At 49.8% G+C, this 23,159-nt stretch carries 22 protein-coding genes, 3 tRNA genes and 1 pseudogene; 6 read left to right on the top strand and 20 right to left on the bottom strand.

The window, feature by feature from the left end; genetic code table 11:
* Positions 1–45: 45 nt before the first annotated feature.
* The 9 genes from AC0L4K_RS01250 to AC0L4K_RS01290 form a co-directional block, all read right to left on the bottom strand.
* Positions 46–120 (bottom strand) — tRNA-Gln (locus AC0L4K_RS01250).
* An 18-nt stretch (positions 121–138) separates the two neighbouring features.
* Positions 139–215 (bottom strand) — tRNA-Met (locus tag AC0L4K_RS01255).
* Positions 216–404: 189 nt separating this feature from the next.
* Positions 405–1,496, bottom strand: coding sequence for a redox-regulated ATPase YchF (gene ychF / locus AC0L4K_RS01260; protein WP_417225262.1), 1,092 nt, complete (start codon positions 1,494–1,496; stop codon positions 405–407).
* 16 nt (positions 1,497–1,512) lie between these two features.
* A complete protein-coding gene (gene pth, locus AC0L4K_RS01265; protein ID WP_417225260.1) occupies positions 1,513–2,106 on the bottom strand; it encodes an aminoacyl-tRNA hydrolase in 594 nt (197 codons plus the stop codon).
* A gap of 21 nt (positions 2,107–2,127) precedes the next feature.
* Positions 2,128–2,727, bottom strand: a complete 600-nt coding sequence (locus AC0L4K_RS01270) for a 50S ribosomal protein L25/general stress protein Ctc (RefSeq protein WP_417225258.1) — start codon at positions 2,725–2,727, stop codon at positions 2,128–2,130.
* Positions 2,728–2,856: 129 nt separating this feature from the next.
* Positions 2,857–3,798, bottom strand: a complete 942-nt coding sequence (locus tag AC0L4K_RS01275; protein WP_417225256.1) for a ribose-phosphate pyrophosphokinase — start codon at positions 3,796–3,798, stop codon at positions 2,857–2,859.
* Between the two features lie 153 nt (positions 3,799–3,951).
* Positions 3,952–4,026: transfer RNA gene (locus AC0L4K_RS01280), tRNA-Gln, on the bottom strand.
* A gap of 96 nt (positions 4,027–4,122) precedes the next feature.
* The gene (lolB, locus tag AC0L4K_RS01285; RefSeq protein ID WP_473267968.1) at positions 4,123–4,716 is read right to left on the bottom strand and encodes a lipoprotein insertase outer membrane protein LolB; all 594 of its coding nucleotides are present in this window, start codon (positions 4,714–4,716) and stop codon (positions 4,123–4,125) included.
* Positions 4,717–4,719: 3 nt separating this feature from the next.
* Positions 4,720–6,459 (bottom strand): tetratricopeptide repeat protein, encoded by a 1,740-nt coding sequence (locus AC0L4K_RS01290; RefSeq protein ID WP_417225252.1) that lies wholly within the window; start codon positions 6,457–6,459, stop codon positions 4,720–4,722.
* Between the two features lie 193 nt (positions 6,460–6,652).
* Here AC0L4K_RS01290 and hemA point away from each other — a divergent pair, with 193 nt between their 5' ends.
* The 6 genes from hemA to AC0L4K_RS01320 all read left to right on the top strand — a co-directional run bounded on the left by hemA (position 6,653) and on the right by AC0L4K_RS01320 (position 11,572).
* Positions 6,653–7,921 (top strand): glutamyl-tRNA reductase, encoded by a 1,269-nt coding sequence (gene hemA / locus AC0L4K_RS01295; protein ID WP_417225250.1) that lies wholly within the window; start codon positions 6,653–6,655, stop codon positions 7,919–7,921.
* Positions 7,922–7,927: 6 nt separating this feature from the next.
* Positions 7,928–9,016: a peptide chain release factor 1 gene (prfA, locus tag AC0L4K_RS01300; protein WP_417225248.1), complete on the top strand. Its 1,089-nt coding sequence runs from the start codon at positions 7,928–7,930 to the stop codon at positions 9,014–9,016.
* Between the two features lie 11 nt (positions 9,017–9,027).
* Positions 9,028–9,894: a peptide chain release factor N(5)-glutamine methyltransferase gene (gene prmC / locus AC0L4K_RS01305; protein WP_473267969.1), complete on the top strand. Its 867-nt coding sequence runs from the start codon at positions 9,028–9,030 to the stop codon at positions 9,892–9,894.
* Positions 9,884–10,639 carry a HesA/MoeB/ThiF family protein gene (locus tag AC0L4K_RS01310; RefSeq protein ID WP_473267970.1) on the top strand — a complete coding sequence of 252 codons (756 nt, stop codon included), beginning with the start codon at positions 9,884–9,886 and terminating at the stop codon, positions 10,637–10,639. The genes prmC and AC0L4K_RS01310 overlap by 11 nt, the downstream gene beginning before the upstream one ends.
* A 16-nt stretch (positions 10,640–10,655) precedes the next feature.
* On the top strand, positions 10,656–11,141 hold the full coding sequence (locus AC0L4K_RS01315) for a CoA-binding protein (protein ID WP_473267971.1): 486 nt from the start codon (positions 10,656–10,658) through the stop codon (positions 11,139–11,141).
* 77 nt (positions 11,142–11,218) lie between these two features.
* On the top strand, positions 11,219–11,572 hold the full coding sequence (locus tag AC0L4K_RS01320; RefSeq protein WP_320136034.1) for a RidA family protein: 354 nt from the start codon (positions 11,219–11,221) through the stop codon (positions 11,570–11,572).
* A gap of 14 nt (positions 11,573–11,586) precedes the next feature.
* Here AC0L4K_RS01320 and AC0L4K_RS01325 read toward each other — a convergent pair whose 3' ends face one another.
* The 11 genes and pseudogenes from AC0L4K_RS01325 to AC0L4K_RS01375 form a co-directional block, all read right to left on the bottom strand.
* On the bottom strand, positions 11,587–12,348 hold the full coding sequence (locus AC0L4K_RS01325) for a hypothetical protein (protein ID WP_473267972.1): 762 nt from the start codon (positions 12,346–12,348) through the stop codon (positions 11,587–11,589).
* 78 nt (positions 12,349–12,426) lie between these two features.
* Positions 12,427–13,383 carry an AEC family transporter gene (locus AC0L4K_RS01330; protein ID WP_417225238.1) on the bottom strand — a complete coding sequence of 319 codons (957 nt, stop codon included), beginning with the start codon at positions 13,381–13,383 and terminating at the stop codon, positions 12,427–12,429.
* Positions 13,384–13,473: 90 nt separating this feature from the next.
* Complete coding sequence (locus AC0L4K_RS01335) at positions 13,474–13,968, bottom strand: SixA phosphatase family protein (protein ID WP_417225236.1); 495 nt, start codon at positions 13,966–13,968, stop codon at positions 13,474–13,476.
* Between the two features lie 72 nt (positions 13,969–14,040).
* Complete coding sequence (locus AC0L4K_RS01340; RefSeq protein ID WP_473267973.1) at positions 14,041–15,684, bottom strand: acyl CoA:acetate/3-ketoacid CoA transferase; 1,644 nt, start codon at positions 15,682–15,684, stop codon at positions 14,041–14,043.
* Positions 15,685–15,879: 195 nt separating this feature from the next.
* Complete coding sequence (locus AC0L4K_RS01345; protein ID WP_473269191.1) at positions 15,880–16,236, bottom strand: AAA-type ATPase lid domain-containing protein; 357 nt, start codon at positions 16,234–16,236, stop codon at positions 15,880–15,882.
* A gap of 102 nt (positions 16,237–16,338) precedes the next feature.
* Positions 16,339–17,240: pseudogene (locus AC0L4K_RS01350) on the bottom strand (sigma 54-interacting transcriptional regulator); the annotation flags it as partial.
* A gap of 653 nt (positions 17,241–17,893) precedes the next feature.
* Complete coding sequence (locus tag AC0L4K_RS01355) at positions 17,894–18,595, bottom strand: ABC transporter ATP-binding protein (RefSeq protein ID WP_417225230.1); 702 nt, start codon at positions 18,593–18,595, stop codon at positions 17,894–17,896.
* Between the two features lies 1 nt (position 18,596).
* Positions 18,597–19,364 (bottom strand): high-affinity branched-chain amino acid ABC transporter ATP-binding protein LivG, encoded by a 768-nt coding sequence (gene livG, locus AC0L4K_RS01360; protein ID WP_417225228.1) that lies wholly within the window; start codon positions 19,362–19,364, stop codon positions 18,597–18,599.
* Entirely contained in the window at positions 19,361–20,623 is a 1,263-nt protein-coding gene (locus AC0L4K_RS01365; protein ID WP_473267974.1) for a high-affinity branched-chain amino acid ABC transporter permease LivM, read from the bottom strand. The genes livG and AC0L4K_RS01365 overlap by 4 nt, the downstream gene beginning before the upstream one ends.
* Entirely contained in the window at positions 20,620–21,546 is a 927-nt protein-coding gene (gene livH, locus AC0L4K_RS01370; protein ID WP_417225224.1) for a high-affinity branched-chain amino acid ABC transporter permease LivH, read from the bottom strand. The genes AC0L4K_RS01365 and livH overlap by 4 nt, the downstream gene beginning before the upstream one ends.
* A 116-nt stretch (positions 21,547–21,662) precedes the next feature.
* Complete coding sequence (locus AC0L4K_RS01375) at positions 21,663–22,781, bottom strand: high-affinity branched-chain amino acid ABC transporter substrate-binding protein (RefSeq protein WP_417225222.1); 1,119 nt, start codon at positions 22,779–22,781, stop codon at positions 21,663–21,665.
* Positions 22,782–23,159: the final 378 nt, after the last annotated feature.

Below are 23,159 nucleotides of genomic sequence, written 5' to 3' on the forward strand. Positions count from 1 at the left end.
ATGTTCACCAATCTTTCTTAATACTATTAAATAGTCGTAAGAAGATGGCTGGGGTAGGAGGATTCGAACCTCCGCATGACGAGATCAAAACCCGTTGCCTTACCGCTTGGCGATACCCCAGCAATGTTGATAAGTGAATGGTGGCAATAGCGGGACTCGAACCTGCGACCCTCGCATTATGAATGCGATGCTCTAACCAGCTGAGCTATATTGCCTTAGCACTTATCAAGGCCGCGAATTATTCTCTTTTTTGGTAATCATGTCAACTGATTAGAGGGAAAAAACCGTTAATTTCTCGCGCTTATGCGGGGCAAAAAAATAGCCATGCTGAATGACTCCAGAATGGCTATTTTTTGTACGGTAATTTACGTTAGATAATGCTGTAAATTAGGCGGTTTTCGGATTTAAACATTAAACCGGAAATGCACCACGTCACCATCTTTAAGAATGTACTCTTTACCTTCAAGACGCCATTTACCAGCATCCTTGGCGCCCGCTTCACCTTTATATTGAATAAAGTCTTCATAGGCGATCACTTCAGCGCGGATAAAGCCTTTCTGGAAGTCGGTATGGATAACACCGGCGCCTTCAGGTGCGGTAGCGCCTTGCTTAACCGTCCAGGCACGTACTTCTTTAACACCGGCGGTGAAGTAGGTGTGTAGTCCTAGCAGTGAGTAGCCTGCTCGGATCACCCGGTCGAGACCGGGTTCTTCCATGCCCATCTCTTGCAAGAATTCGAGCTTCTCTTCATCTTCTAGTTCAGAAATTTCCGCTTCCATCTTATTGCAGATAACAACGACGGCCGCGCCTTCTTCTTCTGCTAAGGCGATTACTTTGTCTAGGTGTGGGTTATTCTCGAAACCGTCTTCCGCCACGTTGGCAATATACATCGTCGGTTTGATGGTCAGTAGGTGGAACTGATGGATCTCTGCATGTTCTTCATCATTTAGCTCGAGTGCGCGAACAGGTTTTCCCTGTTCCAGTTGGGCGAGTACTTTTTCCAAGATGACTTTTGATTTCAGTGCATCTTTGTCGCCGCTTTTGGCTACACGCATCACTTTATTCAGCTGTTTTTCAACCGACTCAAGGTCGGCCAACGCTAATTCAGTGTTAATAATATCGATATCATCAATAGGATCGATCTTATTGGCAACGTGAATAACGTTTTCATCTTCAAAGCAGCGAACAACATGCGCAATTGCATCAGTCTCGCGGATGTTAGCGAGGAACTTGTTACCCAGACCTTCGCCCTTTGAGGCACCAGCAACGAGACCGGCAATATCAACGAATTCCATCGTGGTGGGTAATACGCGCTCTGGCTTAACAATAGCTTCGAGTGCATCCAGACGGGGATCTGGCATAGGTACAACGCCTGCGTTTGGCTCAATCGTACAGAAAGGAAAGTTCTCTGCACCAATACCTGCTTTGGTCAGGGCGTTAAACAGAGTAGATTTGCCTACGTTTGGCAAGCCTACGATGCCGCATTTGAAACCCATGGCTGTGATCCTGTCGTCAGTTGTTCGGCTTAAAGGAGTGTAAAGTGGTCATCGCTTTGTGCCAGTCGCCACCAGCGGCTTGTTCCAGCACGCGTAAGGCTTCATCGCCAGCGGCTTCCGTCAGACTAAATTCAGAGGACGGTGCTTTTTTGAGGACAAAACCGACAACCTCGCTTGCGCTGCCCGGATGTCCGATGCCGATGCGCAAACGATAAAAATTCTTGTTGTTGCCTAGTTTGCTGATAATGTCGCGTAAACCGTTGTGTCCACCGTGACCACCGCCCAATTTAAAACGAGCAACGCCGGGAGGAAGATCTAGTTCATCGTGAGCGACAAGAATATTTTCAGCAGGAATCTTGTAAAAGTTAGCCAGCGAGGCAACAGCCTGGCCACTGAGATTCATAAAGGTGGTTGGGATCAGTAGGTGAACGGCTTTGCCATTCAGGCTGATCTTTCCATACAGGCCGTGAAACTTGGTTTCTGGCTTGAGTTGGATAAGATGTCGGGCAGCAAGCTGCCCGACGAAGTCGGCTCCGGCGTTGTGACGGGTCTGCTCATATTTTTGGCCGGGGTTACCCAAGCCTACGATCAGTTGTATCTGGTCTTGCATACCGAAGCCTGTGGTCAGCTATTAAGCGCCTGCTTTAGCTGCGCGTGGTGCGTAAGCCTGAGCAATACTTTGGTCACGGTCAGCACCGCGACGCAGTTGTACGATCTCAACGCCTTCTGGCAGAGAGATATTAGACAGGTGAATAACCTGATCCATATCAACACCAGACAGGTCAACTTCCAGAACTTCTGGTAGTTTTTCCGCTAAGCAGCGAACTTTAGCAGTGTTCTGTTGAACAGTGTATTTACCTGACGCTTTACCTGCTGGAGACAGGTGAAAGTTAACAAAGCTCAGTGGTACAACAATCTCGATTGGCGCAGATTTAGTAACACGTTGAAAGTCAATGTGCATTACAGAGTCTTTCGCTGGGTGACGTTGCAGATCTTTAACGATAACTTTTTCTTCTTTGCCTTCCAGGTTCAGAGTCAGGATAGAAGAGAAGAAGCTTTGATCTTCAAGCTGTTTAACCAATACGCGGTTTTCCAGAGAGATAGACACAGGCTTTTTACGTTTGTCTCCGCCGTAAACAACAGCAGGAACAAAACCAGCATGACGTAGGCGGCGGCTCGCACCTTTCCCTTCGTCAGTACGAGGCTGTGCATTCAATACAAAATCGGTCATTTTGATACCTTCAGTAAAAACAAAACTGCAAACACCTTGCGACCAGGTCTTTGCAGTTATTTCAGTAAGCCCGTAATGGGCGCGTTTTCCCGTATGGGATGTTTATCAGCTACCACTAAGCTCGCGGGCTTAGCGGAACATTGCGCTAATAGATTCTTCGTTGCAGACGCGACGTACCGCTTCGGCCAACATCGGCGCCAGTGTTAACTGACGGATTTGACTGCATTTCTGCGCGGCTTCGCTCAGCGGAATGGTGTCGGTTACAACCAGTTCATCGAGATCAGAACCGGTGATGTTGCTGATCGCTGCACCCGATAGCACCGCGTGGGTGGCATAAGCCACAACTTTGTCGGCGCCATTGGCTTTCAGTGCTGCGGCAGCTTTGCATAAGGTGCCCGCGGTATCACACATGTCGTCAACCAAGATGCAGGTGCGGCCTTTAACGTCACCGATCAGGTTCATCACCTGGGCTTCGTTGGCTTTCTCGCGACGCTTATCGATAATCGCCAGATCGCAATCCAGTTGTTTTGCCACTGCACGAGCACGAACAACACCGCCTACATCAGGGGAAACAACAATCGGATTGTCATAGCACTGACGGGCAATTTCATCTAGCAGGACAGGTGAGCCGTAAACGTTATCTACAGGGACATCGAAGAAGCCCTGGATCTGATCCGCGTGTAGATCGACGGTTAATACCCGGTCGATACCGACACCGGCCAACATATCGGCAACCACTTTAGCGCTGATGGCAACACGAGCAGATCGTGGACGACGATCTTGACGGGCATAGCCATAATAAGGGATAACCGCGGTAATCCGACTGGCAGAGCCACGACGCAGAGCGTCAGCCATGACGATCAGTTCCATCAGGTTATCATTGGTTGGCGCGCAGGTGGATTGGACTATAAATACGTCTTTACCACGCGCGTTCGCATGAATCTCAACGCTGATTTCACCATCGCTGAACTTCGTTACAGTGGCTTCGCCCATTGGAATATCGAGGCGTTCTACAACTCTTTCAGCCAGCTGGCGATTTGCATTGCCAGTGAAGACCATCATTTTAGACACGGTGTCTACCTTCTCAGATCTGCAGTCGTTTAATTGAGATTTGTTCATATTATTTGGCAGGGCTGGCACTCTATTTAAACCTCAAAATAAAGGCTCAGAGCCGCTTCCCGGCCGGGTCCTTTCAAAGCCGAGCCATAAGCTCAAGCTTAAAATTGGCTGGGGTAGGAGGATTCGAACCTCCGCATGACGAGATCAAAACCCGTTGCCTTACCGCTTGGCGATACCCCAGTAATTCTAATTTACGGAACAGGTCCGCAAATGAGGCGCACATTTTCCCGGATGCGTGCGTTAAAGTCAAACGAATGGCTGCGAAAAGGAGTAATTTTACTGTGGTTTTTGCCACTCTTTAGCGATTATGGTCAATCGCAGGTTGTTTCGGCTAATCGTTAATTTTTCAGGAAAGGCAAATTCATTTTGATAATTATATCGTAAGTAGCTGATTTTCCAGCCGTTTTGGGTCAGTTTGTGGGCCAGTTGTTGCTTAAGGCTAAGATCGTAGTAGCTACCGGGGGCGGGGATGCCGCGCACCCAATAGCGTATGTCTTGAACTGGGAACTGCCAGCCGAGAGTCTGCTCCATTAATGCTTCCGGTGTGGCGGCCCAAAGTGGCTCTTCGCCAGCGATATCGATGCTAATGCCATCCGTATTACCTTCGATACGAGCGCCGCCTTGACCTAGCGGGCCGCTTAGTTCGATCAGGTAATGCTGTTGCAGCTGCTGCCAAAAGAGGTTGGCGCTATGGCTTTCCTGGGGGCTGCGGATGCCAATCTTACCGCTGAGCTGCCAGCTATCTGCAGCCAATAGCGCCTGGTAATGCTCGCTCCAAGGGCGTTCGGTTATCGGTTGCTGCTGTTGCGGCGTTAGACCTGAACAGCCAGAGAGCAGCAGCGCGAGGATGATAAAACTTGCTAAGCGCATGATTTAGTCCTGAGGGGCGTTGATCGTGAGTGCCGCTTGGCGTAAATATTCATTATCAGGGTGCTTGAGCTGCTCTTTTTTCAATAGCGATAATGCTCGTTGTGGCTGTCCGGCGGCATGGTAGGCCTGAATCAGGTGCGCACTGACTTCGGGATCGGGAAAGCGTTGATAGGCTTGTTGTAGAAAATCCACGGCAGCTTTTGCTTTACCCTGTTTAAGCAGTATCCAGCCCATACTATCGAGAATGGACGGGTCGTCAGGGGATAAGGTTAATGCAGCGTCGACTAGATCATAGGCTTCATCAAAACGGTCGGTGTAGAGCGATAGGGTGTAACCCAGAGCATTGAGTGCCATGCTGTTGTCGGGTTCAAGTTTTATGACCTGTCGCAGATCTTTCTCAATCAGGTCGATATCTTGGGGCGCAAGGGTCATTGCTCGGGTGTACAGCAGGCTGGCATCGTCGCGATGCTGCTGCAGCGCTTCATCGAGAATGCTTAACGCTTCATCTTTGAAATCATGCAGGTTGAGCCATTCGGCTTCGATCGCATAGAACTGAATATCGGCTTCAGGCATGTTGCTACGGGCATCCTGCAAAATGCTTTGCAGTCGATCGCGATTCTCTGAATGATCCAGCAGTGCCGCAATACGTCTATAGGCGGGCAGAATATTATTGTTGTCTTTTACATTGAGAAAATGCTTGATAGCGGATTCGACATTGCCATCATGTTGGTCAATCAGTCCAAGGTAATAGTGTGGCGTGGTGTTGTCGGGGTAGCGTAACAGTAACTCCTGCATAATCTTGCGGCTTTGAGCGACCTGATCATTTTCCAGTAGCAAGAGCGCCGCATAGAAGGTTAACTGCGGCTCTTCGGGAAAGGTTTCAACCAGTAATAAGGCTTGCTGAACACCTTTTTTAGGTTGTTTTGATTGAAATAACAGTTGCACATAAAGAGTAAAGAGTTGCTGATTAGGCTGTTCCGCTTCCAGATGAGGTTCGAGTACCGCAATCGCTTGGCGAAAAGCGCCTTGCGACCGAAGCAGTTCTGCTTTTTGTAGAATCGCTTCCATATGATCCGGATCATCTAGGATAGCGGCGTTAAAGCGTTGCAGGGCCTTAACGTTGTTGCCCTGCTGGGTATACAGAATACCTAGTGTCGTTAATAGGGTCGCGCTAGCGTCTTGCTGGGCATACTCTTCCAATAGCTCTATATAGGCATTGGTTTCTTCAAGGCTGAATTGATCGGCCTGGGCGCTAATAACGATCAGCGTTTGTTTGTCCGATTGACTCAGAGCCTGGCGCAGCAGCGGTAAGGCCGCCGCAAAATCCCCCTTGTGGAGCAGTAAGCTTGCAGCTATCTGGTAGGGTTCGGGGTTTTGCGGATCGGCTTTTTGCCACAGACTGGCGGCTTGCAACAGTTCGTCGGGGCGTTGTAAATACTGGGCGATATAGGTGGCGCGTTCAGCGATCACAGGGTCGCCGGTTAACTGCGCTTGATGTAGGTAGTTCTCGAGTGACAGATCAAACACTTTACGCTGCCCGGCAATTTCCGCCACGATCAAATCGTAAAGAGTCTCTCGGTTGAGTTCACCCGGACGGTATTCTACGTTCGGCAGCGGTTCTGCCGTCGGTTGTGCAACGGGTTGGCTTTGCTGACTGCTACAGCCGCTTAAACTCAATAATATGGCCATTAGTGTGGCAGTAAAGGGTGTTACCACGTTGGTGGCTGATACGGGTAGGGACATAGGTACTTTCATTCTGCTGATATTAGCTGTCGCAAAGAGATTGATGGCTCCACTATAGATTAATCGCAGGGGTGTTGTCATATATGGCTGTATTTCGCAAAAAATTGATCTGATCCGTGCTGGGTTTTTTAACCTTTGAGCGAATAAAGTGTATCATTACGCGCTATTTTCAACCTGGGTGTTATTTTCCTATATGGCTTTGCTCGCGTTAGGCATTAATCACAAGACAGCATCGGTATCGGTCCGCGAGAAGGTTGCGTTTGCACCGGAACAGATGGCTGATGCGCTGGCACAGGCCTGCCAACTCGCACATCTGAAAGAGGTGGCGATTCTCTCGACCTGTAACCGGACAGAGCTTTATTGCTCGACAGAACTTGAAGGAACCCGTGCACTGCTAGAGTGGCTGGGGAGTTATCATAGCCTCGATCCGGATGAGTTACAGGTTTGTAGCTATGCCCATTGGGGGCAAGAAGCGGCGCAGCATATGATGCGGGTCGCCAGCGGGCTGGATTCTTTGGTGCTGGGCGAACCGCAGATTCTCGGGCAGCTTAAATCCTGTTATGCGGTGTCCCAGAGCGCGGGTGTTGTGGGTGCAGAACTGGATCGATTGTTTCAGCAAACCTTTGCTGTGGCGAAGAAAGTGCGAACCGATACGGCGATTGGCGAAAATCCGGTCTCGGTTGCCTATGCCTCGGTGAGTCTGGCGCAGCATATTTTTGCTGATTTGAGCCAGAGTAAGGCGTTATTGATTGGGGCGGGTGAAACCATCGAATTGGTCGCCCGACATCTGTCCGAAGCTGGTGTGCAACAGATGACTGTGGCTAACCGTACGTTGGTACGTGCCGAAGCCCTCGCGGCGGAGTTTGATGCTAAGGCTATATTGCTCGGTGATATTCCCGAAGCCTTAGAAGATGCCGACATTGTTATCTCTTCCACTGCGAGCCAATTGCCTATTCTAGGTAAAGGTGCAGTAGAATCTGCGTTGAAAAAACGTAAGCACCGACCGGTATTTATGGTCGATATTGCTGTGCCACGGGATATTGAGCATGAAGTAGCCGACCTCGATGATGTTTATCTCTATACCGTTGATGACCTCAAAGAGGTGATCGAGGAAAATGTACGTAGCCGCGAAAGTGCGGCCCGTGAAGCGGAAGCGCTGGTTGAAGTGGGGGCGATGGAGTTTATCCGTCAACTGCGCTCGTTAGGCGCGGTTGAAACGGTGATGTCCCTGCGTCAGCAGGCTGAAGCGTTGCGCGATGTTGAACTGGATAAAGCCCTGCGGCAATTGAGTAACGGTAAGGATGCCGCCTCGGTGTTGAACAACCTAGCCCGTGGTTTAACGAATAAATTAATTCATAGCCCGACAGTGCAGTTGCGTAAAGCCAGTGCTGAGGGACGTGATGATTATCTTGAGATAGCCCAGGATTTATATCAGCTATCTCCTACTGCGAAAGAAGACTGATTAGTGATGAAAGAATCGATAACCCTCAAACTCGAAAGCCTAGCGGACCGTTATGAAGAACTGGCGGCGTTGCTGGGGGATGCCGGGGTAATCTCTAATCAGGATAAGTTTCGTGCTTATTCGATGGAATATGCCGAGCTAGAACCCGTCGTGAAATGCTTTCAGTCCTATCAGGCCGCTGAAGCTGATTTAGAAGAAGCACGTTTGATGCTGGATGATTCTGATCCAGATATGCGGGAGATGGCGAAGGAAGAATTTTCCGCAGCTAAGGACAATATTGAAGCACTGGAGCAGGAGTTACAAATACTGCTGCTGCCAAAAGATCCTAATGATTCACACAACGTGTTTCTTGAAGTCCGTGCCGGCACTGGTGGTGATGAAGCGGCGATCTTCTCCGGTGACTTGTTACGCATGTACACCCGTTTTGCTGAAACCCAGGGGTGGAAGCTTGAAATTATCAGCGCCAACGAAGGTGAACATGGTGGCTATAAAGAGGTGATCACCCGGATTATCGGTAAGGATGTGTATTCCCGTCTGAAATTCGAATCCGGTGCCCACCGGGTACAGCGAGTGCCAGAAACCGAATCACAAGGGCGTATCCATACCTCTGCCTGCACTGTCGCGGTGATGCCTGAAATGGACGAAGTCAGTGATATCCAGATCAATAAAGCCGACCTGCGAGTTGATACTTTCCGTTCATCCGGGGCCGGTGGTCAGCACGTTAACAAAACGGATTCAGCGATTCGATTAACCCATATTCCCACCGGTGTGGTGGTAGAGTGTCAGGAAGAGCGTTCGCAGCATAAGAACCGTGCTAAGGCGATGTCATTGCTGGCTTCTCGTCTGCAAGCGGCTGAACGGGAGCGTCATGCGGCGGCTCAGGCCAGTACGCGAAAATCATTAGTCGGCAGTGGTGATCGTTCCGAACGGATTCGCACCTATAACTTCCCGCAAGGGCGGATTACCGATCACCGCATCAATCTGACGCTCTATAAGCTGCAAGAGGTTATGGAAGGCGCGCTGGGTGCTGTGGTTGATCCGCTAGTCAATGAATATCAGGCTGAGCTGCTCGGGGCATTGTCCGAAGAGGGCTAGTCTGACTTATTATGAATATACTTGAAGCTCAGGGCTGTGCTGCCCGGCTTTCTGCCTGTAGCGATAGCCCTGCAGCGGATGTGGAGTTATTGCTCTGTCATATCCTTGAGTGCGATCGCACCTTTCTATTTACCCGTCGTGAACATGTCTTGAGTGAGGTGCAGCAGTGGCAGTTTGAGCAGCTGTTACAGCGACGCCTAGCGGGCGAGCCTATTGCCCATTTGACCGGTGTCCGTGGGTTTTGGAGCCTAGATCTTGAGGTGAATGCGACAACGCTTATTCCCCGCCCCGATACTGAGTGTCTGGTGGAGAAAGCGTTGGAACTTATTCCGCCTTCTGCGGCCAGAGTATTAGACTTAGGCACCGGCACTGGGGCGATAGCCTTGGCATTGGCTTCTGAGTGTCCCGCATGGTCACTGTTGGCGGTTGACAGGGTGGCGGATGCGGTGGCCTTGGCTGAACGCAACCGTCAGCGTACCGGGTTGGCTAATGTTCGCGTGTTACAGGGCAGTTGGTTTGAACCGGTTGATGGGGTGTTCGACCTGATAGTGAGTAATCCTCCCTATATCGATCCACAGGACCCCCACCTCGACCAAGGTGATGTGCGTTTCGAACCACTTAGTGCTTTGGTGGCCGAAGAGCATGGTTTAGCCGATATTCGTTATATCGCCACCTATGCCCGGGCGTTTCTGGTGACGGGTGGTATATTACTGTTCGAACACGGCTATGATCAGGCTGAGGCTGTGCGGCAGTTATTGGCTGAACTACGGTATAGCGATATAGAATCGGCTCAGGATTATGGCGGCAATGACCGTATAACTTGGGCCAGTTGGCATAACCCAGTGGCAGAACAAGAGACGAAACAAAATGCTGAATGATGACCAGCTATTGCGTTACAGCCGGCAAATTATGTTACCCGAAGTGGATATTGCTGGGCAGGAGGCTTGGCTAAAGGCGTCGGTGTTGATTATTGGTGTCGGAGGTTTGGGCAGTCCGGTGGCGATGTATTTGGCTGCCGCGGGTGTTGGCCGATTGGTATTAGTGGACGATGATGATGTCGAGTTAACCAATTTGCAGCGCCAGATTGTTCACCGTACTGACACGATTGGCCAGCCTAAGGTGGTATCGGCAAAAGCGGCATTAGCCGCACTGAACCCGGATGTACAGGTTGATGCGATCAATGGCCGACTGAACGGGGCTGATCTCGAAGAGCAGGTCGCTGCGGTTGATTTAGTGGTCGATTGCAGCGATAACTTTGATACCCGCTTTGCACTGAATGATGCCTGTGTAAAACATAAAACGCCGCTAGTATCAGGGGCGGCGATACGATTAGAGGGGCAGGTGGCTGTGTTTGATCCACGCCGAGAAGATGCCCCCTGTTACCGTTGTCTCTATCGCGACGGTGATGAAGAAAGCCTAACTTGTTCTGAAAGCGGGGTGCTTGCGCCGCTGGTGGGTATTATCGGTTCAGTACAGGCGATGGAAGCTTTAAAAGTGCTAGCGGATATTGGTGAACCGCTGGTCGGAAAACTATTACTTTTAGACGGTCGCCATATGGATTGGCGAACACTGAAACTGCGACGGGACCCAGAGTGCCCTTGTTGCGGACATAACAATAATTAAAGAGGTACCGGGTTCAATGGACGCTATTCGTCAGATCTTAGAGCAAAGTAAAACCATTGCGATGGTGGGGGCTAGTCCTAAGCCGCACCGTGCGAGTAATCAGGTGATGCATTTCCTGTTAGCTAAAGGTTATAACGTGATTCCGGTTAACCCGCTCAAAGCGGGTGAAAAAATTCATGGCCGCGAGGTTGTGTCTTCCTTGGCGGATATCAAAGAGCCGATCGATATGGTGGATATCTTCCGGAATTCCGCTGAGGCTGGCGATGTGGTTGATGAAGCGATTGCGGTACATGCTAAAGCCGTGTGGATGCAGCTCGGTGTGGTGAATGAGCCGGCCGCGGAAAAGGCTGAAGCTGCTGGCTTGAAGGTCGTTATGGATCGCTGTCCGGCGATTGAAATCCCCGCCTCTGAAGAGGTCTTCGCTGCCAGCGGAGATGAATCCACTGGCAGCAGTATTATTTTCTGCAAAATCGTCGACTACCTCGCTTTCTGTTGCCGCTAAGCGCTATTTCAGGCAGATCTGTCTGGTGTCTGCAGGTCGATCGCATACAATGGCTGATTTTATTAAGGGTGAAAACTATGTCTATTGAACGTCAGGAAACGGCTCAGCGCATGAGTCGCATCGTTATTCATAACGATACTGTTTATCTTTGTGGTCAGGTGGCTAAAGATGCCAACGACGGAATTACTGAGCAGACGGCAACGATGCTGGATAAAGTCGATGCGTTGCTACAGCAAGCGGGTAGCGATCGAGAGCATATCTTGTCGGCAACCCTGTATATCCGTGATATGAAAGATTTTGCGGCGATGAATGCTGTCTGGGATAGCTGGGTACCCGAAGGTCATGCACCCGCGCGTGCCTGTGTTGAAGCGCGTATGGCGCGTCCAGAATTATTGGTAGAAATTTCGGTTGTTGCTGCGCTGAAAAAATAGCCTGTCAGGCTGTTTTAACCCAGCATCATCTGTCTAATACGCAGATCATCGGCGAGTCGTTTAGCATAGCCGATGATCTCATCCCCGCATAACCCCTCTGGTATTGTCTCTGGTAGCAGTGCTCCACTGTTAATTAACATCTGTATCAACGCTTTATGTTCCAGTTGTAACGCCAACAACAGGGCGGTATGACCCTGCGCGTTTGGTAGGTTGAGATCCGCACCATATTCATTTAAGCGACTCAGATGTAGCATGAGTTGGTTGATGGGGCAAAATTTAAAACAGGCAAACAGGGCATGTTGTGGGTCGTTGTCTGGGTACGCCAACGGAATATCCGCCTGTAGCAGCACAGTCATCAGTGCGAGGCTTTGCCGTGGTTGTTGTATGGCCTGATAGAGCAGTGGTTCTGTTCGGCTGGCGGTCATAGCGCAGCCGGTTTGTAGAAGGTGTTCTAAAGCTTTTGCTTGGCCCGCATAAATGGCAAGTTCAGGCAGATTGCAGGGTTGGTTTTGGTGACTAAAAGAGGCTTCTGTCAGCAGCGCTTGATCCAGTTTATGGAACTGTTTTTTTAGCCGGTTAAGATCCCCTTCGGTGACCGCCTGTTGTAACTTATTGAGGTTGCGTCGGGTAAAAAACTCATGGGAAACTAACACTCTTGTAGTGCCAGGCAAGCCGGCGTAATGGTTTGGTAGCAAGCAGGGGGGAATACCGTAGCGGCGATCCATGTTGTCGGCATAAAAACCTTCTGAGGATAGTCGCTTAGGCTTTAACGACATCGAAAAAAGCCGTTAGCCCGTTGTCCGAGGGCGTCTGTAATATTGCCACCCCCGTCTATCTGTTCCGGTTTATCTTAATTAGATTAAACTTAATAAGCGCAAAAGGTAGATACCACCGCTGAGGGTAAACAATGAGCCTAGCGTTGTGGTCAAAATAATATTGGCGGCAAGTTGCGCATTACCCTGCATTGCTTTCGCCATAATAAAGCTGGCGGCGGCGGTTGGGCAGCCAAATAACACAAACAGAACACCAAGCTCTTGGTTTTCAAAGCCATATAGCCATGCACCGATGGTGAGTACTAAGGGGATGATGATCAGCTTAATCAGCGTGGCCCAACTGGATTGACCCGAGGTGTCTCTTAGGCTTTTGAGGTTGAGTGAGCCACCGATCGCAAGCAATGCTAAGGGGAGTGTTAGGTTCGCAAGGTAATGGCCAATTTTATCGCCCACCTCCGGTAGCGCCCAGCCAAAATATGAAAATGGCAGTGCCAGGAGAACTGAGATGATCAGGGGGTTACGGGCAATCGCTTTGAGGGGAGCGGTGAAGCTAGGGCCATCTCGGTGTTGCATGGGAAGTGATAACACCAGAACTGACAAAACGTTATAGAGCGGAATGACGCAGGCTAGTAGTAACGATGCGAGTGCTAAGCCGTTGCTACCAAACATATTAAAGCTAATGGCCAAGCCTAGGATGCCAAAGTTGCTACGAAACGAACCTTGAATAAAGACTCCGAGGTCTTCCGGTTTCTTGATGAAAAGCTTACTGATGTGCCAGATGACCACTACGCTGATCAGTGTGGTGATGATGAAATACCCGAGCAGGCCGGGGTTGAAAACGGCCTGAAAATCCATTGTGGAGATACTCATAAAAACGAGCATCGGTAGGGTGATGTTAAACACGAGTTTAGATGAGGTATCAACAAAACCCTGATCAATAACCCCGAGCCGTATGAGCAGATAGCCCAGTGACACGATAAAAAAGATGGGCGTAACAATGTTGCTAGTAAAAATCAGTGTATCTAGATAGAGGTTCAAGGCTGTATGTCCGTTACGCTAACTGCTGATCGGTGGGCGTTAGCAGGAGTCTACCATTTTCTGGTCTTATGCTGATATTCAGTTAACGCTTTATTGATAAAGTTTTGGATAATCGAAGCGCTCAAGGGTGCCGCAGGATTCCGATAACTCTTCCCAGCGGGTAACGCTCAAGGCGATCTGCATAACGCCGCAGGTGGGTAGGTTATTGATATTTTCTTGGGTCAGGTAATAGCCTGCCAGCTCTAATGTCGGATTGTGGCCAACCACCATAATATGACGATAGTGATCGGACTGGCCCTGCAGTAGGTTGATTAGCGTCTCTACTCGCGCGTGGTAGAGTTCAGGTACTTCAATGATCTTACTGGCAGGGTAGTCCAGCGTCAGGGCTATCTGTTCAGCAGTAGTGATCGCGCGGCGGGCGCCACTGCTAAGTATCAGATCCGGTTGAATCTGTAACGCCTGTAAGCGGGTGGCCATAAGTGGAAGATCACGTTTGCCACGTTTATTGAGTGGGCGGTTAAAGTCAGACAGCTCTGGGTCTTTCCAGCTGGATTTAGCGTGTCGTACCAGTGTCAGCATTCTCATGGACTGTTCCTTAACTCTTATCTCAGCAATGTTAGTCTCAGTATTAACTAAGGCTGCCGGAAAAGCCATTGGTTAGCTGGCAATACAGTTATCGTCTGCATCCTGATCATCCTGCTTGTCGGCGATGAGTTGGCACCAGACTTTACGCATATGTCCTGCAGGATGGCTGCCAGAATGTTGTAGGTTCATCGGTCCCGGGCTAAAGAGGCGAGGGTCCATGAGTATTGGCTGGTCATTCATGATGGGCATAAAGTCCATTTGATCGAGAATATCTTTTTGCAGATCAATGCCGGGAGCTATCTCAGTGAGCTTGAGTCCTTGGGCCGTGAGCACAAACACGGCTCGTTCTGTGATAAAGGTGACGCGGTGGCCTTGCTGAATCGCATATTCACCATTGAAGGTGATTTGCTGTACTTGTTTTAGAAATTTTTTGATCGGCCCGTTGCTTATGATTTTTATCGCGCCATTATCAATGTCAATCTGTTGTGGCCCAGAGGTAAAGGTGCCTAGAAAGTAAAGATCGCGAGTGTTCTGGGTAATATTGATAAACCCGCCGGCGCCGGCCAGTTTACTGCCAAAGCGACTCACGTTGATATGTCCCTCGGGACAGGTTTCCGCCAGCCCTAAAAACGCTTGATCTAAGCCGCCGCCATCATAAAAATCAAACTGGGCTGGTTGGTCGATAATCGCCGCGGCGTTACTGACGGCGCCGAAGCTAAGGCCACTAGCGGGTTGGCCGCCAATGCCGCCGGGCTCAACTGTGAGGGTGAAATCGTTGAGTATTTTTTCTTCTGCGGCCACCGTCGACACCATCTCGGGCATGCCTATGCCGAGGTTGACCACCGCGTTAGGTTGCAGTGCCATGAGTGCTCGGCGACCAATGACTTTGCGTACCGATAGCGGTACATTCTCTTGCCCCATAACGGCAACGATATCGCCACAGTAAGCCGGATTGAACGGTTCTGCAAAGGTTTGCGGGTGATCTACCGCGTCGGCGACGACAATGTGATCAACCAGTATACCGGGGATTTTCACCCGGTCGGGTGTGAGGTGATGTTGGTGGGTGGTGCGTTCAACTTGCACTATCACTAAGCCACCACTGTTATGAGTCGCTTGGGCGATCGCCAGTGCTTCCAGTGGCAGGGCTTCTCGCTCCATGGATATATTACCGTCGGCATCAGCGGTAGTGCCACGTAGCAGTGCAATATCAATTGGAAAGGCTTTGTAGAATAGATACTCTTGACCGTTTAGATCGATCAATTCGACGAGATCGGCACGGGTACAGGTGTTTATTTTTCCGCCGTCTTGGCGCGGGTCAACAAAGGTATTTAAGCCTACTTTTGTGAGTGTGCCGGGTCGTCCGGCGGCGATATCGCGGTAAAGGTGGCAGATAACCCCTTGGGGGAGGTTATAGGCCTCGATACGGTTGTCGGTGGCGAGTTTGCCAAGCCCTGGCGCTAACCCCCAGTGACCACCGATCACTTTGCGTACCATACCCTCATGGGCAAAATGATTCAGCCCGCGGGTTTGAGCATCGCCCTGTCCGGCGGCGTAGACCAATGCCAGTTGCTGAGGGTGCTGTGAAGCGATAAAGCGTTGTTCGATGGCAATGGCTAGGCTTTCGGCGAAACCGATGCCGATAAAGCCGCCGGTGGCGATAGTGGCGTTATCCGGGATGAGCTGTGCGGCTTGTGCTGCACTAATCTGCTTGGACATATTGCTGGGCCTGTCATTATTATTGTTGTTTGAGCGGGTTGGAATAACGTAGCAAAGCTTAGGCCATTAGTTATTAGTCGTATTAAATCAATGGCTTAATACTGTCTTGTGGTGAGGTTTTGATGTATTTAAACAAGTTTTGTCTATTTTGTTAGACAGTTTGTATTGTTTTGTCTGTCTGATCTGAGCAGGTTATTACAGTTTTAGACGTTTAATGCGATTGTAGAGAGTCGCTCTGGAGATGCCCAGTAACTTTGCCGCTTTGGTTTTATTGTACTGACATTGGCGCAACGCTTGTTGTAAGGCGTTTCGCTCGGCAGCGTTTCGGCTATGAGCCAAGTCATCGACCGGCGGCCGGCTTGTTAGTATTACTTCCTCGGCGCCAAGGTCTTGGGGATAAATAGCGCCTGCTTCAGCCATGACACAGGCGCGCTCCAGTCGATTATGCAGTTCTCGGACATTACCCGGCCAGTGATATTGTTGTAGCCAAGCCATCGCCTCGGTGCTCAACTGCAGTGCGGGTAGACCTGATTCTTGAGCGATTTTTTGCATCAGATGGTGGCAGAGGTCGGGGATATCGCTATCTCTATCGCGAAGCGCCGGTAGTTGGAGTGGTAGCACATTGAGGCGGTAGTATAGGTCTTCCCGGAAAAGCCCATCATCAACCAGCTGTTTAAGGTTCTTGGAGGTTGCGGCGATAATTCTGACATCAACCTTTTCTAATCGGTTTGATCCCAGTGCTTCGACTTCCCTTTCCTGTAATACCCGTAAAAGTTTCGCCTGAATAGCGGCGGAAATATCGGCGATTTCATCGAGGAATAGGGTGCCACCCGCAGCTAGCTGAATTTTTCCTTGGCGGCCATTCTTACTGGCACCAGTAAAAGCCCCAGCCACCGCCCCAAATAGCTCTGATTCAACTAGTGATTCAGGGAGGGCTGCCATATTGATACCGACAAAAGGGCCATCGCGACGGGGGAGGCGGTATGAATTCCCTGAGCTAACAGCTCTTTTCCGGTGCCGGTTTCGCCCAGTAATAAAATGGTGGTGTCGAGCTGTGCTGCCCTGAGCGCTTGGCGCTTCACTTTAAGCAAGGGGGCTGAGTGGCCGACGAGGTCGTCCAGTTCATATTTACTGGTACGCAGCAGATTTTCACAGACGAGTTGTTTTTTTAGCCGCGCGAACTTATCGAACAGTGGCTGAAGGTTGTTTAGGTTGTCATAAAAGATAAAGCCGATAGCGCCAAAGACTGAGCCGTCAGGGTTTTTCAGCGGCAAGCGGGTCACTGCGCACCAGCGATTATTAATCTGCATGAGATCTAAAAAACTGGGCAGGCCGGTTTTGACAACCCGGGGGAGTTGGGTCGTTGGTAAGATGTTTTCGACCGGCTGACCGGTGAGCACACTGTCGTCGGCCAGCTCAAGTAATTCGCGATAAGGTTTACTTAACCAGACTATACGGCATTGTTGGTCGACAGCAATGGCTCCCTGGCAGAGGCTAGAGAGCAGGGTAAACAGGTTTTCATTGCTGTTTTTGATGAGGGTTTCAAGCTGGCTCATAGCATACCTGCACTGCTGATCGAGGCAGTACAGTGTGCCAGATTTAAACGGCTAATGGCAGAGGCATGAGCGTGTTGTGAACATCAGTGAAGCGGTGGCTCACTAGGGGGCTTTCAGGCGACCTGTTGGCCTGGCGTGTAATTGAGCAGCTGCCAACTATGGGGGACGCTGATCAGCCCAATTTGGGCCGTGCAGTCCCTGCACATATACAGGGTATTGTTATGTATATGTTTAACCTCAACCAGCCCGCTGTGTAGGCTGATGCTTTGATGTTCCAGTAGTGACTTGCACTGTGGGCATAGACATGTCATTTGTGTGACCTCAAAACTGATATTGGATAGGGAGGAGTCCTCGTACTCGCAGACATTCAAATAGCGATGGTGAAGGGCTCATTATTTTTGTGTTTGTAATAAAAAAGCGTCACTAGGTGATCTTTTTGTGTCGTATTTATGCGACTAATTTTAGCATAAAAGGACAGTTTAAGAAAATTTGCTTAAGTGTCTGTTTATAAATGAATAAATATTACTAGGTAATATTTACCGATGGCTTTTTTAATCACATTGGTTAAATTATAGACTATAAATAGAAAAACCAGCCGACTGGCTGGTTTTGTTGTCGCTGTTCAGTGACATGAGCGTTGTGTTTAGTTGGGGTTATCCCCCTAAATAAGCCTGGCGAACGGACTCATCCGTTAACAGATTGGTGCCGGTATCGGTTTTAACAATTCGCCCGTTTTCAAGCACATAACCCCGGTCGGCGATACGTAACGCTTGGTTGGCATTTTGCTCAACGAGGAAGATGGTGACGCCCTCATCCCGCAGACGTTCGATAATATCAAAAATCTGCTGGATGATAATCGGTGCTAGTCCGAGGGAGGGCTCATCTAAGAGCAACAAGCGCGGTTTACTCATGAGCGCTCGGCCAATCGCCAACATCTGTTGTTCACCGCCAGACATAGTGCCGGCCCGCTGCTTATAGCGCTCTTCTAAACGAGGAAACAGGTCGAGCACATATTTGGCTGTTTCTGCCGCCTGCTCGTTGGTGCGGAAGTAAGATCCCATAAAGAGGTTTTCTTCAACTGTCATGGCACTGAAAACCCGCCGTCCTTCAGGCACAATGGCGAGGCCTTTGCGCATGATATCCGGAGTATTGAACCCACTGAGCTCTTCACCTTCAAAGGTGATCTTGCCGGAGGATGCTTTAGGGTCGCCACAGATGGTCATCATCAGGGTTGTTTTACCCGCACCGTTGGCGCCAATCAGGGTGATGATCTCACCCTGATTAATCTGGACGCTAACATCGTGGAGCGCCTGAATCTGCCCGTAATGAGTGTTTACATTTTCGATCAGCAGCATCTTATTCCTCTCCGAGATAGGCTTTGATAACGTCGGGGTTCCCTTTGATCTGTTCGGCCGTGCCGTTAGCCAAGGGGGTGCCCTGTGCAATCACATAGATATGATCGGAGATACCCATCACCAGACTCATATCATGCTCAATCAGCAGAATGGAAATTTCATGCTCGTCACGTAGCTTGATGATCAGTTCATCCAGCTCTTTGGTCTCATTCGGGTTTAGACCCGCGGCCGGTTCATCCAGCATAAGCAGTTCCGGCTGGGTGACCATGCAGCGCGCAATTTCAAGACGACGTTGCTGGCCGTAAGACAGGTTGCCGGCCTCCCGGTTGGCAAACTCCTGCAGACCGACCTCTTCTAGCCAGTGGGCAGCATGGTTCATCGCGTCTTTTTCTAAACGACGATAGTTAGGCGTTTTTAATAGACCAGACAGAAGATTGGTATTCATATGACGGTGCTGAGCGACCAACATATTCTCAATTACGGTCATTTTCTGAAACAAGCGGACATGCTGAAAGGTACGTACCAGCCCCTTGCGGGAGATTTGATAGTCCTTCAAGCCGGCAATCTGCTTGTCTTTCAGCATGACGCTGCCTTCGGTGGGGATATAAAAACCGGATAAACAGTTAAATACCGTGGTTTTACCCGCACCATTAGGGCCGATAACAGAAACAATCTGGCGATTTTTAACCTTCAGGTTTACGCCGTTTACCGCTACCAGACCGCCGAAGCGCATAGTCAGGCCGTTTACATCTAGCAGTAACTGACTCATTGTTGTTTCAACTCCAGATGTGGACGTTTCATGGGGACCAGTCCTTCAGGACGCCAGCGCATCATCACGACCATCAATAGGCCGAAAAGTAGCATGCGGTATTCGGAGAATTCCCGCGCTAGCTCCGGCAGAATGGTCATGATGATGGCGGCAAAGATAATCCCCATCTGCGATCCCATCCCGCCGAGTACCACAATCGCCAAAATAATGGCTGATTCAATAAAGACGAAGGATTCTGGGCTGATAAAGCCCTGTCGAGCGGCAAAGAAGCAGCCGGCAAAGCCTGCGGTCGATGCACCTAAGGTAAACGCGGATAGTTTTATCGCGGTACGGTTTAAACCTAGCGAGCGACAGGCGATCTCATCTTCACGCAGAGCTTCCCATGCGCGTCCGATGGGCATCCGCATCAGCCGGTTGATCAGGTAGATTACACCAATCACCAGCAATACCGCGATCAGGTAAAGAAAGATTACTTTGTATGAGCTGGAATAATCCATATCAAAGTATTCATGGAAGGTGACCGCGCCTTCTTCTTTCGCCCGACGGTTAAACTCTAAGCCAAATAGGCCTGGTTTGGCGATGCCTGAAATACCATTCGGACCGCCGGTGAGGGAGGTCCAGTTATTCAGTAATATCCGGATAATTTCCCCGAAGCCTAGGGTCACGATGGCAAGATAATCACCGCGCAACCGCAGTACCGGGAAGCCGAGCACAAAGCCGAAAGCCGCCGCCATGGCCGCAGAAATTGGCAAGCAGGCCCAGAAGGACATGCCAAAATACTGTGACAGCAAGGCATAGGTGTAAGCGCCTACGGCATAGAAGGCAACAAAGCCGAGATCGAGCAAGCCCGCGAGGCCAACCACGATATTGAGGCCTAGCCCCAACATGATGTAGATCAGCGTCAGTGTGGCTAAATCAACCGAACCCCGAGATACCATAAATGGCCAGACCAGCATCACCACAATAATGGCGGCGATCAGCCAAGGTTTCAGCGCGGCCATTTTTTCGCCCTGGGGAAGAATGGCCTTGAAGTTAGGTTTAGGTATCACGCCAAACAGAGCGTCGACCTGAGCGCTGAATAGCTGTGATAGGAATACCACACTGATACCGCCGAAAATCCACATCCACTGCTCGGTGGTAGCACCTTTAACCGCCAGTGTAGAGCCTTCGGTATCCAGTTTTACGCCGATCATCAGGCACGCCAGTATCAGTGAGATACCTGCGGCAAATATCGCATTATAAAGTTTACTAGAGGTCATACTTTTTCTACCTCTGGTTTACCTAGAAGTCCACTTGGACGGAACAGGAGGATGGTGACCAATAACCCGAATGAGACAACATCTTTGTATTCTGATGGGAAGAACGCCGAGGTCATTGCCTCGGTAACACCGAGAATCAAACCACCGAGCATCGCGCCTGGAATCGAACCAATGCCGCCTAATACTGCAGCGGTAAAGGCCTTCAAGCCAGCGATAAAGCCGACAAAGGGGTTCACCACACCGTAATACAAGCCGAGCAATAAACCGGCAATAGCGGCCAGTGCTGCACCAACAATAAAGGTTAGAGCGATAATCTTATTGGTATCAATTCCCAGCAGGTTCGTCATGCCCAAATCTTCCGAACAAGCGCGACAGGCGCGTCCCATGCGTGAACGGGAGATAAACAGGGTTAAGAGCGTCATACTGATGAAGGTGATAGCAAAGATCAGCACCTGCATATAGGAGAGAGACACTTCAAATAGACTCGGGTCGCCAAAGTTCCAACCGCCGGTAATTTGCGGTGGTAAAGCGACATCACGTGAACCCTGAGACAGAACCACAAAGTTCTGCAGGAAAATAGACATACCGATCGCGGAGATCAGCGGAATAAGTCGGTTCGTGCCTCGTAAGGGGCGGTAAGCCACACGTTCCACCGTCCAGCCATAAGTGCTCGAGATGAAAATGGCAACGACCAAGGCAATGACAAGGAGGATAGGGAGACTTGCTATTCCCATACCCATCAAACCTGCGATAACAATAAATGTCACGTAGGAGCCGATCATATAGATCTCGCCGTGGGCAAAGTTAATCATACCTATGATGCCGTAAACCATCGTGTAGCCGATGGCTATCAGAGCATAGGTGGAACCGATGGTTAGCCCGTTAATGAGCTGTTGCAACAGATAAAGCGAAAATTCTGACATTTGCAGGGACCCAATAAAACGAATCCCCGGTGCCGGATCACGGCACCAGGGAGTCGGGATTGACGAACCTCAACGGATCATGCCGAGGCTCGTTAAACCATTGTTATTAAGACAGATTACTCAGCTGGCGTCTTAGAGCCATCCTGATGCAGACGGTAGACTAAGAAGGTAGATTCAGTCAGGTCGCCTTTCTCGTCGTATTTGACTTTACCAATAGCGGTATCGAAGTCGTGTCCACGGATGTAGTCAGACAGTACTTCAGCATCGGTTGATTTAGTCGCGGTCATCGCATCGGTCATTACTTCAACGGCAGCGTAGGCAGTGAATACGAACGGGCCTGTTGGGTCTTCACCCTTCGCTTTGATCGCCGCTACGCGGGTTTCGTTGATTGGGTTTTGATCGAAGCTTTTTGGCGCTGTAGCCAGAACACCTTCAGACGCTTTACCCGCAATTTTGGCGAGATCAGAGTTTACGACACCTTCAGGTCCCATAAACTGAGCATTAAAGCCTTTTTCAGCAGATTGACGCAGGATCAGCCCCAGTTCTGGGTGATAACCACCGTAATAAACGAAGTCAACGTTCTCTTTTTTCAGCTTGGCAATCAGTGCTGAGAAGTCTTTATCGCCAGGTGTAACACCTTCAAACATCGCTGCTTTAACGCCTTTCTCGGCGAGCAGGTCACGTACAGAAGTGGCAAGGCCTTCACCGTATTGCTGCTTATCATGGATAACGGCGATACGCTTAGGCTTGGCATTGTTGAGGATGTACTCAGCAGCCATAGAGCCTTGCAGGCTGTCTAGACCGATAGTACGGAAGATTGTTTTGTAGCCTTTCTCAGTGATCGATGGCGAGGTAGACGCCGCAGTGATCATCAGGATACCTTCTTCATCATAGATGTCGGTAGCGGGTTCAGTTGATGAAGAGCACAGGTGACCAACAACTTGAGTGATACCATCATTAACGATCTTGTTGGCAACAGCGACTGCTTGTTTAGGATCACATGCATCATCATAGATAACGCCTTCAAGCATCATACCGTTGATGCCGCCCGCTTTGTTGATATCGTCAATCGCGGCCATTACACCGATTTTTTGCATATCGCCATACTGTGCAACAGGGCCTGTAGCCGGGCCTGCAAGACCAATTTTAAGCGTTTCAGCTTGTGCTGCGGCAGTTAAGCCCATGATACAAACAGCGGTACTCAGGCCCAGTAATGTTTTGCGAAATTGATTCATCCAGCTTATCTCCATTTATTGTTCTTGCAGAGGACCCCTTATGGGCAATGTAATCGTCTGTGGCTAGCTAATCGGCCCATAAATGGGTTGAGCAACCTAGCCGTTTTTATACCAGACATATCGTCCTCTGTCGCAGTCTCTAACTCTACCTCTGCCGATCTGGTAAATGCAATCTAAGTAACGAGGTTTTATCAAGATTTTGTTACTGTTGAAGTCGTTTTTAGAGCGGTTGGCAAAAAGTGTTAATAATATTGCCAGTATTTGTTATTGAGCATCTGACCGTTTTTGTTAATGATTCCTACGCTAAGCAGAATATTTCCCCGGCGTTAGATCATGCTAACGACAGAGAAAAAGCAGGTTCCTATATAATGATAAGAA

This window comes from Amphritea sp. GJ51-11, from assembly GCF_055808735.1.

Excerpts from the sequence above, each read along its gene's own strand:
- AC0L4K_RS01315 (WP_473267971.1), top strand. The coding sequence starts at position 10,656 with ATGGACGCTATTCGTCAGATCTTAGAGCAAAGTAAAACCATTGCGATG.
- lolB (WP_473267968.1), bottom strand. The coding sequence starts at position 4,716 with ATGCGCTTAGCAAGTTTTATCATCCTCGCGCTGCTGCTCTCTGGCTGT.
- AC0L4K_RS01325 (WP_473267972.1), bottom strand. The coding sequence starts at position 12,348 with ATGTCGTTAAAGCCTAAGCGACTATCCTCAGAAGGTTTTTATGCCGAC.
- prmC (WP_473267969.1), top strand. The coding sequence starts at position 9,028 with ATGAATATACTTGAAGCTCAGGGCTGTGCTGCCCGGCTTTCTGCCTGT.
- AC0L4K_RS01320 (WP_320136034.1), top strand. The coding sequence starts at position 11,219 with ATGTCTATTGAACGTCAGGAAACGGCTCAGCGCATGAGTCGCATCGTT.
- AC0L4K_RS01340 (WP_473267973.1), bottom strand. The coding sequence starts at position 15,684 with ATGTCCAAGCAGATTAGTGCAGCACAAGCCGCACAGCTCATCCCGGAT.
- AC0L4K_RS01270 (WP_417225258.1), bottom strand. The coding sequence starts at position 2,727 with ATGACCGATTTTGTATTGAATGCACAGCCTCGTACTGACGAAGGGAAA.
- livG (WP_417225228.1), bottom strand. The coding sequence starts at position 19,364 with ATGAGTCAGTTACTGCTAGATGTAAACGGCCTGACTATGCGCTTCGGC.
- AC0L4K_RS01290 (WP_417225252.1), bottom strand. The coding sequence starts at position 6,459 with ATGTCCCTACCCGTATCAGCCACCAACGTGGTAACACCCTTTACTGCC.
- hemA (WP_417225250.1), top strand. The coding sequence starts at position 6,653 with ATGGCTTTGCTCGCGTTAGGCATTAATCACAAGACAGCATCGGTATCG.
- AC0L4K_RS01375 (WP_417225222.1), bottom strand. The coding sequence starts at position 22,781 with ATGAATCAATTTCGCAAAACATTACTGGGCCTGAGTACCGCTGTTTGT.
- prfA (WP_417225248.1), top strand. The coding sequence starts at position 7,928 with ATGAAAGAATCGATAACCCTCAAACTCGAAAGCCTAGCGGACCGTTAT.
- pth (WP_417225260.1), bottom strand. The coding sequence starts at position 2,106 with ATGCAAGACCAGATACAACTGATCGTAGGCTTGGGTAACCCCGGCCAA.
- AC0L4K_RS01335 (WP_417225236.1), bottom strand. The coding sequence starts at position 13,968 with ATGAGAATGCTGACACTGGTACGACACGCTAAATCCAGCTGGAAAGAC.
- ychF (WP_417225262.1), bottom strand. The coding sequence starts at position 1,496 with ATGGGTTTCAAATGCGGCATCGTAGGCTTGCCAAACGTAGGCAAATCT.
- AC0L4K_RS01345 (WP_473269191.1), bottom strand. The coding sequence starts at position 16,236 with ATGCAAAAAATCGCTCAAGAATCAGGTCTACCCGCACTGCAGTTGAGC.
- AC0L4K_RS01355 (WP_417225230.1), bottom strand. The coding sequence starts at position 18,595 with ATGCTGCTGATCGAAAATGTAAACACTCATTACGGGCAGATTCAGGCG.
- AC0L4K_RS01310 (WP_473267970.1), top strand. The coding sequence starts at position 9,884 with ATGCTGAATGATGACCAGCTATTGCGTTACAGCCGGCAAATTATGTTA.
- livH (WP_417225224.1), bottom strand. The coding sequence starts at position 21,546 with ATGTCAGAATTTTCGCTTTATCTGTTGCAACAGCTCATTAACGGGCTA.
- AC0L4K_RS01365 (WP_473267974.1), bottom strand. The coding sequence starts at position 20,623 with ATGACCTCTAGTAAACTTTATAATGCGATATTTGCCGCAGGTATCTCA.